The organism is Anaerobacillus sp. 63XJN7_4_ISO-PGPR-S23-413, from assembly GCF_056173725.1.
This window is the reverse complement of record NZ_CM149688.1, coordinates 3,997,339-4,010,205: the sequence shown is the minus strand read 5'-3', so window position 1 is coordinate 4,010,205 and position 12,867 is coordinate 3,997,339. Positions and strand designations below refer to the sequence as shown.

Here is a 12,867-nt window from a genome sequence, read left to right as displayed (position 1 = left end):
GGACATGGTGAGAGTTTTATTTGTATGCACAGGTAACACATGCCGCAGTCCAATGGCGGAAGTGATTCTAAAAAATAAAAGCAAAGAAGTTGAAGCGAAATCAGCAGGTGTTTTTGCAGCGAACGGTGCTCCTGCGAGTCGTCAGGTTGAAATACTTCTAGAAGAGAAAAATGTTCCATTTGCCCATACGGCAAAAATGCTAGATCGACAGTTAGCAGAATGGAGCGATCTCCTTCTTACGATGACTAGTAGTCACAAAGCACTTGTACTTCGTGATTTTCCAGAGCTAGCTGATAAGGTTTATACATTAAAAGAATATGCAGCAACAGAAGATGAGAAGAAATACGATTCTTATCAAGAGAAAGCGGCTGAGATTGAAATGAAGCGAGCGGCTTTTCATCATGAGATTCAAAACGTTACAGGAGAAGATGAACAGCAGAAGCGCAATCAATTCGAAGCGGAAATGAAAAAAGATCTTGGAGAATTGCAAGCGCTTGAAGATGGTTTGCCTTCAATGGATATATCCGATCCATTTGGCGGTACAATAGAACAGTATCGAACAACTTATACAGAAATTGAGACAGCGATTGAGCAAATGATGGAACGGATCCGTCAAGAAGACATGGAGGGGTAAGAATGAAAGTAGCCATAGGTGCAGATCATGCGGGCGTTAACATTAAGGGTGACATCATCAAAGTAATTCAGGAGCTTGGTATGGAGGTCATCGATCTTGGGTGTGATTGTCACGATTCCGTGGACTACCCCGATTATGCGATTCCTGTCGCAGAAAAAGTAGCTTCAGGAGAAGCGGATCGCGGCATATTGATTTGCGGAACAGGGATTGGAATGTCGATTGCAGCAAATAAAGTCAATGGTATCCGATGTGCGCTCGTACATGATCTTTTTAGTGCGAAAGCGACTAGACTACACAACGATTCCAATGTTCTTGCGATGGGCGAACGTATCATTGGCCCTGGCCTTGCCACGGAGATTGCCAAGGTCTGGCTTGAAACCGACTATGAAGCAGGACGCCATGCTAGAAGAGTCGGCAAAATTACAGAATACGAAGTAAAAGAATAAGGGGGGCGTTACCTGTGGATGAACAAACAGCGCGTCAAATTACTCGGCATACGCTTGAAGCGCTCTCAGACCTTCAGAAAGATGCCCGTCTGACAGATCGTCACTTGCTCGTCATTGGGATGAGCTCTAGCGAAGTGATCGGTCAGCGCATTGGGACTGCTGGGACCGTTTCGGCAGCGGAGGCTATTTATGAAAGTATTGATGTGTTTCAAAAAGAAACAGGTGTTCAGCTTGCTTTTCAATGTTGTGAGCATTTAAATCGAGCGCTTGTCGTTGAGCGAGAAACGGCTTATGACAAGGGTTATGAAATTGTAGCGGCTATCCCGACTGCGAGAGCAGGCGGTTCGATGGCGACGCATGCTTATGCTCAAATGAATGATCCAGTTCTCGTTGAGTTTATTTCAGCGGACGCAGGAATCGATATTGGCGATACGTTTATTGGTATGCACATCAGGCATGTGGCAGTACCAGTTCGAGGTAGGCACACGTCAATAGGTGAAGCTCACTTAACAATGGTTCGCTCAAGACCGAAGCTCATTGGGGGAGAACGCGCCTCATATCTTGGGAAAAATGAGCATTGCTTTTAGCCTCAAAACCGAACAATAAATTAGTTCGTTTAAGTAATATACGGATCCAAACTTCTGTGGTACAATGCAATCGAGATTGCATCACAACTGTTCGTGTTGACGAATGGAAATATGTGTGGGATGGAAAGGGGATATCAATGCAAAACCTAGCAAAGCAGGATCAAGAACTTTTACAGGCAATGAAAGACGAGCTTGGTAGACAGCGCAGCAAGATTGAACTTATCGCATCAGAGAATTTTGTATCAGAAGCCGTTATGGAGGCGCAAGGATCAGTACTAACGAACAAGTACGCGGAAGGCTATCCCGGTCGTCGTTACTATGGTGGCTGTGAATATGTCGATGTCGCTGAAAATATTGCAAGAGACCGTGCGAAGCAGCTCTTTGGCGCGGAGCATGTGAATGTTCAACCTCACTCAGGGGCACAGGCGAACATGGCTGTTTATTTCACGATTCTTGAGCAGGGAGATACTGTTCTCGGAATGAACCTTTCTCATGGTGGCCATCTTACACACGGAAGCCCTGTTAATTTCAGTGGCGTGCAATATAACTTCGTCGAGTATGGTGTAGATAAAGAATCACAGCGTATTGACTATGATGACGTTCTTGAGAAAGCCAAAACCCATCGTCCGAAATTAATTGTAGCAGGTGCAAGTGCTTATCCACGCGAAATTGATTTCAAACGTTTCCGTGAAATTGCGGATGAAGTGGATGCTTACCTTATGGTCGACATGGCTCATATCGCTGGTCTTGTGGCGACAGGTCATCATCCAAACCCTGTACCACATGCTCATTTCGTTACAACAACAACACATAAAACCCTTCGTGGACCTCGTGGAGGAATGATTCTTTGTAAAGAAGAATTCGCGAAGAAAATTGATAAGTCTATTTTCCCAGGAATTCAAGGCGGTCCGTTGATGCATGTGATTGCAGCGAAAGCCGTAGCATTTGGTGAAGCACTTTCTGAAGAGTTTAAAACTTACTCCGAAAAAGTGATTGCGAATGCGAAGAAACTCGCTTCAGCACTTGAAAAAGAGGGGATTAATCTTGTTTCTAATGGTACCGATAATCACCTTGTTCTTCTAGATCTACAGAGTCTTGATATGACAGGGAAAGTAGCTGAAAAAGCACTTGATGATATCGGGATTACAACAAACAAGAATACGATTCCTTTTGATCCACAAAGTCCTTTCGTAACGAGCGGTCTCCGTATTGGAACAGCAGCTGTTACCTCACGCGGCTTTGGTGAAGCAGAGATGGAAGAAATCGCTAGTATTATTGGTGACGTATTGAAGCATCATGAGAACGAAGACGAGCTTCAAAAAGCAGAGAAACGTGTTCAGGAACTTACGGATAAATTTCCAATGTACGAAAGTATTTCCTACTAATATAGATGTACACGCCGGGAGCCTATGAACTTCCGGCGTTTTTATAGAGAAAAAACGACGAATCGACACCAAGAAAGAGTCTTGCTAACTTAATAGGAAGAGCGTGAATATTTCATCATCTTATAAAGCCTTGAATCAAACCGTGTTTTTATGTAGAATTGCGAAGAAGATTTAGGAACGAAACCAAAACGAAAAGGGGAGTGCATACGATGGGTAAAGTATACGTGTTCGATCATCCGTTGATTCAGCATAAGCTTACATACATTCGTGATGAGAAAACAGGAACGAAGGAGTTCCGTGAACTTGTAGACGAAGTGGCAGCACTTATGGCTTATGAAATTACAAGAGAACTTCCGACTGAAGAAGTGATGGTGAAAACACCTGTAACAGAAGCGAAATCAAAAGTTCTCTCTGGTAAGAAGCTTGGACTTGTTCCAATTCTAAGAGCCGGTCTTGGCATGACAGACGGCATTCTGAAACTAATCCCAGCTGCAAAAGTTGGACACGTAGGGCTATATCGCGACCCTGAAACGCTTCAGCCTGTAGAATACTACGTGAAACTTCCTGCTGACATTGAAGAGCGCGAATTTATCGTGATCGACCCAATGCTTGCAACAGGCGGTTCAGCTGTTGAAGCCATCAACTCCCTTAAAAAGCGCGGAGCTAAAAACATCAAAATGATGTGTCTGATCGCAGCACCTGAAGGCGTGGAACTTCTGAACGAAGCTCACCCTGACGTTGATATTTACATTGCTGGTCTTGATGAGAAGCTAAACGAAAAAGGATACATTGTTCCAGGTCTTGGTGATGCAGGAGACCGCTTATACGGAACGAAATAAAGGATTCCAAAACCTCTTCCCTAAACGGAAGGGGTTTTTTGATTGGAAGTAAGGAAACACGATTTAAGAGGAGTGTCTGAAAGGTCAAGAATGGTTCAATGAATCGGTGAAATAATGTGCGGATGACGACAAATGTGAAAAAAAGGTGACAAATTCCGCTGTATTTAATAGGGAATGATTCCCTGTTTCGTCTAAATAACACATCTCTGCTCGTGTAAGCGTTACTATCCTTGGTATTACTGGGTTTTTTGAGTGTTTTTCTATTTGTGAATTTGATCACACCATTTCCCCTAAACGCATTGACATCAAGTACACCCTATTGTAGACTTACAAAGGGTATAGTGATAAGGTTTTCATTTGCTCAAAATATGCTTTTCAATGACTCACCTTTATAGCAAAGGGGCGCTTGATTTGAAGGCGATGGCACTCTATACAACCATTCTATCTTATCTAGTTGGATCGATCCTTACTGGGGTGTTCCTAGGCAAGTGGATGGACAGCCTATTCGACACCTTTCCACTTTTTCTTATTATTGGCCTTTTGCTCGGTTTGGGCGGAGGGATTTATGGATTGGTTCGTCTTCTACATAAGTTTACAGGGGAAGATTAGATGACAGAATATACTCAAAGTTTCCGCCGTTACATGCAACTCACCCTGTATTTGCTCGCCATTTTCGTGATGGGTTGGGGAATTACCTCATATAAAGCATTATTCCTCGGGTTAATTCTTGGCACTATTTTCAGTATTTACAACCTATTCAATATGTTCCGAAAGATTAATCGTCTTGGTGAAGCGGCTGCAGAGGGTAAGAAGGCAAAGTCACTCGGTTTTTTAACGAGACTGGCCGTTGCTGGACTAGCCGTTGCAATTGCAACAAGATATCCGGAACACTTCAGCTTGCTAGGTGTGGTAATTGGGTTAATGATCACCTACATTATCATTCTCATAGATTCAATATCCAAAATACGCTTTAAGTAGGAAGAGAGGTGAAAAGCTGTTGGAACATCATGCACCTACACATGACTTTCTAGGACTTACTTTCAATCTTTCCAATGTTCTTATGATTACAATTGCTTCTGCTATTGTATTTATCCTTGCTGTTGTAGCAACTCGCTCGTTAGCAATGCGTCCTACGGGATTGCAGAACTTCATTGAGTGGGTGATGGACTTTGTTAAAGGACTTATTGGAAGTACGATGGACTGGAAAACCGGTGGGCGCTTCCTGTTTCTTGGGATGACGCTACTCATGTACATTTTTGTATCAAATATGCTTGGTCTTCCATTCGCCATTGCAGTCGATTCAGAACTCTGGTGGAAGTCTCCAACTGCAGATCCGACAATCACGCTAACACTAGCAACGATGGTCGTGGTTCTTACACACTATTACGGTGTGAAAATGAAAGGACCTAAGGAATATGGAAAAGGATTTTTCAGTCCTCTTAAATTCTTATTCCCGTTTAAGTTAATTGAGGAATTCTCCAATACATTAACACTTGGTCTACGTCTTTACGGAAACATTTACGCCGGTGAAATTCTGCTTGGACTTCTCGCAGGACTTGGTGGAGCATCATTCGCTGGAGCGCTTGGAGCCTTTCTTCCTATGCTCGCATGGCAAGGATTCAGTATCTTTGTCGGTACAATTCAAGCGTTTATCTTTACAATGCTAACGATGGTTTACATGGCACACAAAGTGGCAGATGACCATTAAAAAAAGGTATCAATGAGTTTTCATTATATAAAAAACTATTTTATGAATTATAAGGAGGAAGTTTAGCATGGGTTTAATTGCAGCTGCAATTGCAGTAGGTTTAGCGGCAGTAGGTGCCGGTATTGGTAACGGTCTTATCGTAGGACGTACAGTAGAGGGAATCGCTCGTCAACCAGAACTTCGCGGAACTCTTCAAACAACAATGTTCATCGGTATCGCACTAGTTGAAGCATTGCCGATCATCGGTGTTGTTATTGCCTTCATCGTACTAGGTCAATAATTTAAGAACTTTATAGTAATTTTGGATCGTTTCATGATGGCGGAGAAAGTTTCGAAATGAAACCTTCGCCATTCGTTTTGTATGACCTCTGAAGGGAGTGAACACGGTGTTCAATAGTTTAATTCTAGGAGCAGGATTTGCTGCAGGAGATATTATTTTCCAACTTTTTGCATTTTTAGTGCTTCTTGCATTATTAAAGAAGTTTGCATGGGGACCTCTTATGGGCATCATGAAAGAGCGTGAGCAGCACGTTGCGAACGAAATTGATGCGGCTGAGAAGAACCGCAAAGAAGCGGAAGCATTCTTGAATGAGCAGCGCGACGAAATGAAGCGTGTTCGTCAGGAAGCAAAAGCTATGCTTGAGAACCAAAAGCAAATGGCTGACCAAAAAGGTCAGGAATTGATCGAAGCGGCTCGTATTGAGTCTGAGCGTTTGAAAGAAGCAGCTACTGCTGAAATCAAGCGTGAGCGTGAAAGTGCAGTTGCCTCTCTACGTGAGCAGGTTGCATCACTATCCGTTATGATCGCTTCAAAAGTTGTCGAGAAGGAACTGGATGAGCGCGCTCAAAAGCAGCTGATCGATGAGTACCTTGATCAGGCAGGCGATCAGAAATGAGTAGAGATCTTGAAGTAATCGCAAAGCGTTATGCCGGTGCTCTTTTTGACATCGCTCGTGAGAACGATAACGTCGAGCAAGTCAAGAATGAGCTTGTCGTAGTAAAGGATGTTTTTCATCAAACACCGAACCTAATGAACGTGTTTGAACATCCGAAATTTACAGAAGCACAGAAGAAAGAGCTTATCCAAACAAGCTTTGGATCTTCTCTATCAGCACCTGTTATGAATACGCTTCTTACATTGATCGAACGAAAGCGTGTTGCAATCGTTTTTGATCTTGTTAGTCAATTTGAAAGATTTACTTATGAGCAGCAGCAAAAAGCGGCAGCGAAAGTTTATTCTGTGAAGCCTCTAACGGAAGAGGAGCAGATGAAGGTCTCTGCAGTATTTGCGAAACGAGTAGGCAAAACAACGCTTCTGATCGAGAATGTGATCGATCCTACTTTAATCGGTGGTATTAAAGTACGTATTGGCAATCGCATCTTTGACGGTAGCATTAGCGGAAAACTTAAACGCATGGAACGAGAATTAGTTTCAGCGAAGAGCTAGAAGATAGGGGTGAATATGCATGAGCATCAATGCTGAAGAAATCAGTGCGCTGATCAAGCAGCAAATCGCAAATTATCAAACTGATGTTAAAGTTGATGATGTTGGTACCGTTATCCAAATTGGTGATGGTATTGCTCGTGCCCACGGTCTCGATAACGTGATGGCAGGAGAGCTTGTTGAATTTTCAAACGGTGTTATGGGTATGGCTCAGAACCTAGAGGAGAGCAACGTTGGTATCATTATCCTTGGACCATACACTGAAATTCGTGAAGGCGATGAAGTACGTCGTACTGGACGCATCATGGAAGTTCCAGTCGGTGAAGAGCTTCTTGGCCGTGTTGTAAACCCACTTGGACAACCTGTTGATGGACAGGGCCCACTTGGAACAACAAAAACTCGTCCGATCGAAAGCCCAGCACCAGGGGTTATGGATCGTAAATCAGTACATGAGCCACTTCAAACAGGAATCAAAGCAATTGACTCTCTTATTCCAATCGGACGCGGACAGCGTGAGCTTATCATCGGTGACCGTCAGACTGGTAAGACTTCAATTGCGATCGATACAATTTTGAACCAAAAAGACGAAGATATGATTTGTATCTACGTTGCGATTGGTCAGAAAGAATCTACGGTACGTGGCGTTGTTGAAACGCTTCGTAAGCAGGGTGCCCTTGATTACACAATCGTTGTAACAGCTGGTGCATCTCAGCCATCTCCGCTTCTTTTCCTAGCACCATATGCTGGTGTAACAATGGGTGAAGAATTCATGTATAACGGCAAGCACGTTCTTGTTGTATACGATGACTTAACAAAGCAGGCTTCTGCTTACCGTGAACTTTCCCTACTACTTCGTCGTCCTCCAGGTCGTGAAGCATATCCAGGGGATGTATTCTATCTTCACTCACGTCTTCTTGAGCGTGCAGCGAAGCTTAGTGATGCAAAAGGAGCAGGTTCACTAACTGCCCTTCCGTTTATCGAAACACAAGCTGGTGACGTATCAGCTTATATCCCAACTAACGTAATCTCCATCACAGATGGACAGATCTTCCTTCAATCTGATCTCTTCTTCTCGGGTGTACGTCCAGCGGTTAACGCCGGTCTTTCTGTATCCCGTGTAGGTGGTTCCGCTCAGATTAAAGCGATGAAGAAGGTTGCGGGTACACTACGTCTTGACCTTGCATCATACCGTGAGCTAGAAGCATTCGCTCAGTTCGGATCTGACCTTGATAAAGCAACTCAAGCGAAGCTGAACCGTGGTGCTCGTACGGTTGAAGTTCTAAAGCAAGGACTAAACAAGCCACTTGCAGTTGAGAAGCAAGTTGCTATTCTTTACGCACTAACTCGTGGATTCCTTGATGATATCCCAGTTGGCGACATTCAGCGTTTTGAATCTGAAATGATGACATGGATCGAACACAATAAGAAAGACATTTTCAATACAATTCGTGAAACAAAAGCTCTTCCTGATGAAAAAGAATTCAACGGTGCAATCGAAGAATTCAAAAAGAGCTTCGCAGTATCTGAATAAGAGGGATGCGGCGGAAACGCCGTGGCCAGCTTAAAAGGTGGTGAAATGAGTGGCATCTTTACGCGATATTAAGTCGAGAATTACGTCGACTAAGAAAACAAAGCAGATTACAAAAGCGATGCAGATGGTTTCCGCTGCGAAATTGAACCGTGCTGAAATGAATGCGAAGTCATTCGTTCCATACATGGAGAAAATTCAAGAGGTTGTCGGAAGCATTGCAAATGGATCAAGTGGCGTACGTCATCCGATGCTAGAAAGCCGTGAAGTGAAGAAAACGGGCTATGTGGTTATCACATCAGACCGTGGACTTGCTGGAGCGTACAATAGCTCGGTACTACGTCATGTGTATAGAACAATTAATGAGCGTCACAACTCTACAGATGAGTACGCAATTATCGTAGCTGGTAAAGTAGGACTTTCCTTCTTTAAAAAGCGCGGAATGCCTGTCGTAGAAAGCATTGTTGGTCTTTCAGATCAGCCTGCCTTCGCAGACATTAAGGATATTGCATCTCGAACAGTAGGTATGTTTGAAGACGGAGCTTTCGATGAGCTTTATCTTTATTACAACCACTATGTAAGTGCCATTCAGCAGGATTTAACGGAGAAGAAACTTCTTCCGTTAACGGATATTGAGACGGGCGAAGGCAAATCACTCGCAAGCTATGAGTATGAGCCATCTGAAGAAGAAATTCTTGAAGTACTACTTCCTCAATATGCCGAAAGCTTGATCTACGGAGCGCTTCTTGATGCGAAAGCAGCCGAGCATGCATCTCGTATGACAGCGATGAGAAGTGCGACGGACAATGCGGACGATCTTATCGGCGATCTTACACTTTCTTACAACCGTGCTCGTCAGGCTTCAATCACTCAGGAACTTACTGAGATTGTAAGTGGAGCGGCAGCGTTAGAATAGCGGAAGTGGCCGTTTAGGCCCGACAAGCGCTGGAGGCTTTTGGAATGAACACGCACTTTGTGTTCAATCGAAAAGGTGAAGCGACTCGAGGGCCTGGCCACTGTAGCTGGACAATACTACGATAAACCATAAATGCTATTTGAAAGACTTACTTTCAAAGGCAGCTTAAAGCAAGTTAGGAGGGAACAGGATGAACAAGGGATACATTACCCAGGTTATGGGTCCGGTTGTAGACGTTAAGTTTGAGAGCGGAAAGCTTCCAGAAATCTACAACGCCCTTAAAGTTAACTATATCGCTCAAACTGGTGCCGAAGAGAGCATCGAATTGACGCTTGAAGTCGCGCTTCACCTTGGCGATAACTCTGTTCGTACCGTAGCAATGGGTTCAACAGACGGTCTTGTACGTGGAGTTGATGCTCTAGATACAGGTGCACCAATCTCCGTTCCAGTTGGGGATATTACACTAGGACGTGTATTTAACGTACTAGGTGAGAAAATTGACCTTAATGAAGAACTTGGCGAAGTTCGCCGCGATCCGATTCATCGTCTAGCACCAGTATTTGATGAACTTTCAACAACTACTGATATCCTTGAAACAGGAATCAAAGTAGTAGATCTTCTTGCACCATACGTTAAAGGTGGTAAGATCGGTCTATTTGGTGGTGCCGGTGTAGGTAAAACGGTACTTATCCAGGAACTGATCAACAACATCGCCCAAGAGCACGGCGGTATCTCGGTATTCGCAGGTGTTGGTGAACGTACGCGTGAAGGTAATGACCTTTACTACGAGATGACTGATTCTGGCGTTATTAAGAAAACAGCAATGGTATTCGGTCAGATGAACGAACCACCAGGTGCACGTATGCGTGTTGCCCTTTCAGGTCTTACAATGGCAGAGTACTTCCGTGATGAGCAAGGACAAGACGTTCTTCTCTTTATCGATAACATCTACCGCTTTACACAAGCTGGTTCAGAGGTATCGGCATTGCTTGGACGTATGCCATCAGCAGTAGGTTACCAGCCTACACTTGCTACTGAGATGGGTCAACTTCAAGAGCGTATTACTTCAACTAACAAAGGTTCTGTTACTTCAATTCAGGCAATCTACGTACCAGCCGATGATTATACTGACCCGGCTCCGGCAACGACGTTTGCTCACCTTGATGCAACAACTAACCTTGAACGTAAACTTTCTGAGCAAGGTATCTACCCAGCGGTGGATCCACTTGCTTCAACTTCCCGTGCGCTTTCTCCGGAAATCGTTGGGGACGAGCACTATAATACTGCGCGTGAAGTGCAACAAACACTTCAGCGCTACAAAGAACTTCAAGATATCATCGCTATCCTTGGTATGGATGAGCTTTCTGACGAAGATAAGCTAACTGTTTCCCGCGCTCGTCGCATTCAGTTCTTCCTTTCTCAGAACTTCCACGTAGCTGAACAGTTTACTGGACAAAAAGGCTCTTACGTACCAGTTAAAGAAACGATCAAAGGATTCAAAGAAATCCTTGATGGTAAACACGATGATATTCCAGAGGACGCATTCCGTCTTGTTGGAACAATTGAAGAAGTAGTTGAGAAAGCGAAACAAATGGCGTAAATAAAAAGTAGGGTGGAGACCTATGGGCCTTCGCTCCCACTTTTGGCTATTTGGGCGATAAGCCAGCTTTTCTAATTACGATCACACCCAGGGAGGGGTACAATGAATACATTGGATGTCAGTGTAGTCACCCCTGACGGCCCGGTATACGAAGGGGAAGCTGAAATGGTCAGCGTAAAAGGAACTAGCGGTGAGCTAGGAATTTTACCAGGACACATTCCACTAGTTACCCCTCTTACAATCAATGCAGTTCGCTTCAAAAATGGAGCTGACACGCATGTACTGGCCGTTAGCGGTGGGTTTGTTGAAGTAAGACCAAAGCAGGTAACGATCCTTGCTGAGTCTGCAGAGCTACCTTCCGATATTGACGTGGAACGTGCACGTGCTGCGAAGGAACGAGCAGAAGAACGCTTAAATCAAGCGAAGCAGGATAATGTTGATTTCAAGCGTGCTGAGCTAGCGCTTAAGCGTGCAATCAACCGCCTGGATTTGGCAGGTAAATAAGGAAAAAGCACCAGAGGAGACGTTCCTCTGGTGCTTTTTTTCGCGGAAATATAGGTGTTAAGTTACATTATTAGGGAGCATGTCAGCTATCTTATTAATGGTTTTCCAATTTCGAATTGTTGCATACTCATTGACTCGAGTTAAGTAGGTCGCAAGCTTTGAATTTCGAATACTATCATGAAACAGAAGGAAAACGTCTCTTCCGATCAGCTCACATTCTTCTTTCTCAGAAGCATATGAAACAAGTTTTTCTTTAGCATCTGCCCGGAGTGGTTCCGCTAACATAGCTACATAAAGGCTTTCTCCAACAGCCTTTTCTTGCGCTTTTGCAATTTGTTCCTCGTGAAACGGACAACTCTCGATCATGCTTTGCCACTCTGTTGCAGATCTTATTAATACAGGCACTTTCAATCCGAACTCGGTGCTGATGATTTGTTCCATTCTTCTCCTTGAACCATCTTCCGATTCTTCTGAATCAAAAAAGACATTTCCACTTTGTATATACGTTTTCACATGTAGAAAGCCTTCCTTTGTCAGGGCATCTCGTAACTCAGCCATCTTTAGTTTGTTTTTTCCACCAACGTTAACCCCTCTTAATAATCCAATATAGCTCGTCATTCTTGTCCCACCCTTTATTCACTTTGATATGCCTCAGATTTGAAACTAGTCATGATTTAATTACGATGTGCTAAAGCGATAATCCTCCACAATTTCAATTATTTCATTCAGAATAATCATTTCTAGAAATTGTTTTTAGTTGTTTTTGATCATATACTTCATTCCACTTCCTGCTCGTTTGCACAAAGCTGCTTTGTAACAAGTAATCGGATGGGTACTTTTTAAGTAATACGGCAAGATGGCTACGAATGCTTTCAATGTCTTGATCGGTTAGGGGCGATGATGGAGTGATTCGTAGATTCAACGTTATAAAAAAATCTTCTTTTTCCTCACTTGTTGCCTGTTTTTTGAAATAGCCCCACATATGTTGGAGTGTTGTCCGCATACCTTTTTTAGTATAGGGGAGAGTTAAGCTTTCACTGATGAGATCATAAACATCAACTAGCTCTTCATGAGACTGAGCGTTTTTTAATGCTTCTCCCACCTTTTGATAATGTTCATATCCCTTTGCCATCACGGTATATTTGTTTTTTGCCCACAGTTTCTCTGTAAGCGTTCTGATTCTTTTGTCTGGCATACGATCACCTCTGTTCGAAATTTTAAAAAAACTTACAAATAAAAGCAAGAATAAGAGTTGGGATGTTGAATTAGTATACAA

General features: G+C 43.5%; 17 protein-coding genes. 15 read left to right on the top strand and 2 right to left on the bottom strand.

Annotated elements, in window-relative coordinates; translation table 11 throughout:
- Positions 1–4: 4 nt before the first annotated feature.
- From AC0VYO_RS20680 to AC0VYO_RS20610, 15 genes are all read left to right on the top strand, one after another.
- Positions 5–634, top strand: coding sequence for a low molecular weight protein arginine phosphatase (locus AC0VYO_RS20680; RefSeq protein ID WP_475369081.1), 630 nt, complete (start codon positions 5–7; stop codon positions 632–634).
- Positions 635–636: 2 nt separating this feature from the next.
- Positions 637–1,080, top strand: a complete 444-nt coding sequence (gene rpiB, locus AC0VYO_RS20675) for a ribose 5-phosphate isomerase B (protein ID WP_283153341.1) — start codon at positions 637–639, stop codon at positions 1,078–1,080.
- Between the two features lie 14 nt (positions 1,081–1,094).
- Entirely contained in the window at positions 1,095–1,667 is a 573-nt protein-coding gene (locus tag AC0VYO_RS20670; protein ID WP_276511787.1) for a TIGR01440 family protein, read from the top strand.
- 137 nt (positions 1,668–1,804) lie between these two features.
- Positions 1,805–3,052: a serine hydroxymethyltransferase gene (gene glyA / locus AC0VYO_RS20665; RefSeq protein WP_194218381.1), complete on the top strand. Its 1,248-nt coding sequence runs from the start codon at positions 1,805–1,807 to the stop codon at positions 3,050–3,052.
- A gap of 209 nt (positions 3,053–3,261) precedes the next feature.
- The gene (gene upp / locus AC0VYO_RS20660; RefSeq protein ID WP_159786319.1) at positions 3,262–3,891 is read left to right on the top strand and encodes a uracil phosphoribosyltransferase; all 630 of its coding nucleotides are present in this window, start codon (positions 3,262–3,264) and stop codon (positions 3,889–3,891) included.
- A gap of 378 nt (positions 3,892–4,269) precedes the next feature.
- On the top strand, positions 4,270–4,500 hold the full coding sequence (locus tag AC0VYO_RS20655) for an AtpZ/AtpI family protein (RefSeq protein ID WP_475366149.1): 231 nt from the start codon (positions 4,270–4,272) through the stop codon (positions 4,498–4,500).
- A complete protein-coding gene (locus AC0VYO_RS20650) occupies positions 4,501–4,869 on the top strand; it encodes an ATP synthase subunit I (protein ID WP_194218383.1) in 369 nt (122 codons plus the stop codon). It begins immediately after the preceding gene.
- 19 nt (positions 4,870–4,888) lie between these two features.
- A complete protein-coding gene (gene atpB / locus AC0VYO_RS20645) occupies positions 4,889–5,599 on the top strand; it encodes a F0F1 ATP synthase subunit A (protein ID WP_194218384.1) in 711 nt (236 codons plus the stop codon).
- Between the two features lie 67 nt (positions 5,600–5,666).
- On the top strand, positions 5,667–5,879 hold the full coding sequence (gene atpE, locus AC0VYO_RS20640; RefSeq protein WP_121681967.1) for a F0F1 ATP synthase subunit C: 213 nt from the start codon (positions 5,667–5,669) through the stop codon (positions 5,877–5,879).
- Between the two features lie 106 nt (positions 5,880–5,985).
- On the top strand, positions 5,986–6,495 hold the full coding sequence (gene atpF, locus AC0VYO_RS20635; protein ID WP_194218385.1) for a F0F1 ATP synthase subunit B: 510 nt from the start codon (positions 5,986–5,988) through the stop codon (positions 6,493–6,495).
- On the top strand, positions 6,492–7,046 hold the full coding sequence (locus AC0VYO_RS20630) for a F0F1 ATP synthase subunit delta (RefSeq protein ID WP_194218386.1): 555 nt from the start codon (positions 6,492–6,494) through the stop codon (positions 7,044–7,046). The genes atpF and AC0VYO_RS20630 overlap by 4 nt, the downstream gene beginning before the upstream one ends.
- A 19-nt stretch (positions 7,047–7,065) precedes the next feature.
- A complete protein-coding gene (atpA, locus tag AC0VYO_RS20625) occupies positions 7,066–8,574 on the top strand; it encodes a F0F1 ATP synthase subunit alpha (protein ID WP_194218387.1) in 1,509 nt (502 codons plus the stop codon).
- A gap of 49 nt (positions 8,575–8,623) precedes the next feature.
- A complete protein-coding gene (locus AC0VYO_RS20620; protein WP_194218388.1) occupies positions 8,624–9,487 on the top strand; it encodes a F0F1 ATP synthase subunit gamma in 864 nt (287 codons plus the stop codon).
- Between the two features lie 190 nt (positions 9,488–9,677).
- Positions 9,678–11,087 carry a F0F1 ATP synthase subunit beta gene (gene atpD, locus AC0VYO_RS20615; protein WP_194218389.1) on the top strand — a complete coding sequence of 470 codons (1,410 nt, stop codon included), beginning with the start codon at positions 9,678–9,680 and terminating at the stop codon, positions 11,085–11,087.
- Positions 11,088–11,189: 102 nt separating this feature from the next.
- Positions 11,190–11,591 carry a F0F1 ATP synthase subunit epsilon gene (locus AC0VYO_RS20610; RefSeq protein WP_194218390.1) on the top strand — a complete coding sequence of 134 codons (402 nt, stop codon included), beginning with the start codon at positions 11,190–11,192 and terminating at the stop codon, positions 11,589–11,591.
- 57 nt (positions 11,592–11,648) lie between these two features.
- Here AC0VYO_RS20610 and AC0VYO_RS20605 read toward each other — a convergent pair whose 3' ends face one another.
- Positions 11,649–12,209, bottom strand: coding sequence for a DUF1697 domain-containing protein (locus AC0VYO_RS20605; RefSeq protein WP_475368184.1), 561 nt, complete (start codon positions 12,207–12,209; stop codon positions 11,649–11,651).
- 103 nt (positions 12,210–12,312) lie between these two features.
- On the bottom strand, positions 12,313–12,786 hold the full coding sequence (locus AC0VYO_RS20600; RefSeq protein ID WP_475368183.1) for a YbgA family protein: 474 nt from the start codon (positions 12,784–12,786) through the stop codon (positions 12,313–12,315).
- Positions 12,787–12,867 lie beyond the last annotated feature (81 nt).

What these genes read in the sequence shown, in the direction of transcription:
- glyA (WP_194218381.1), top strand. Translation starts at nt 1,805, where the DNA reads ATGCAAAACCTAGCAAAGCAGGATCAAGAACTTTTACAGGCAATGAAA.
- atpD (WP_194218389.1), top strand. Translation starts at nt 9,678, where the DNA reads ATGAACAAGGGATACATTACCCAGGTTATGGGTCCGGTTGTAGACGTT.
- AC0VYO_RS20655 (WP_475366149.1), top strand. Translation starts at nt 4,270, where the DNA reads ATGACTCACCTTTATAGCAAAGGGGCGCTTGATTTGAAGGCGATGGCA.
- AC0VYO_RS20605 (WP_475368184.1), bottom strand. Translation starts at nt 12,209, where the DNA reads ATGACGAGCTATATTGGATTATTAAGAGGGGTTAACGTTGGTGGAAAA.
- AC0VYO_RS20610 (WP_194218390.1), top strand. Translation starts at nt 11,190, where the DNA reads ATGAATACATTGGATGTCAGTGTAGTCACCCCTGACGGCCCGGTATAC.
- upp (WP_159786319.1), top strand. Translation starts at nt 3,262, where the DNA reads ATGGGTAAAGTATACGTGTTCGATCATCCGTTGATTCAGCATAAGCTT.
- AC0VYO_RS20680 (WP_475369081.1), top strand. Translation starts at nt 5, where the DNA reads ATGGTGAGAGTTTTATTTGTATGCACAGGTAACACATGCCGCAGTCCA.
- atpA (WP_194218387.1), top strand. Translation starts at nt 7,066, where the DNA reads ATGAGCATCAATGCTGAAGAAATCAGTGCGCTGATCAAGCAGCAAATC.
- AC0VYO_RS20630 (WP_194218386.1), top strand. Translation starts at nt 6,492, where the DNA reads ATGAGTAGAGATCTTGAAGTAATCGCAAAGCGTTATGCCGGTGCTCTT.
- atpE (WP_121681967.1), top strand. Translation starts at nt 5,667, where the DNA reads ATGGGTTTAATTGCAGCTGCAATTGCAGTAGGTTTAGCGGCAGTAGGT.
- rpiB (WP_283153341.1), top strand. Translation starts at nt 637, where the DNA reads ATGAAAGTAGCCATAGGTGCAGATCATGCGGGCGTTAACATTAAGGGT.
- AC0VYO_RS20650 (WP_194218383.1), top strand. Translation starts at nt 4,501, where the DNA reads ATGACAGAATATACTCAAAGTTTCCGCCGTTACATGCAACTCACCCTG.
- AC0VYO_RS20600 (WP_475368183.1), bottom strand. Translation starts at nt 12,786, where the DNA reads ATGCCAGACAAAAGAATCAGAACGCTTACAGAGAAACTGTGGGCAAAA.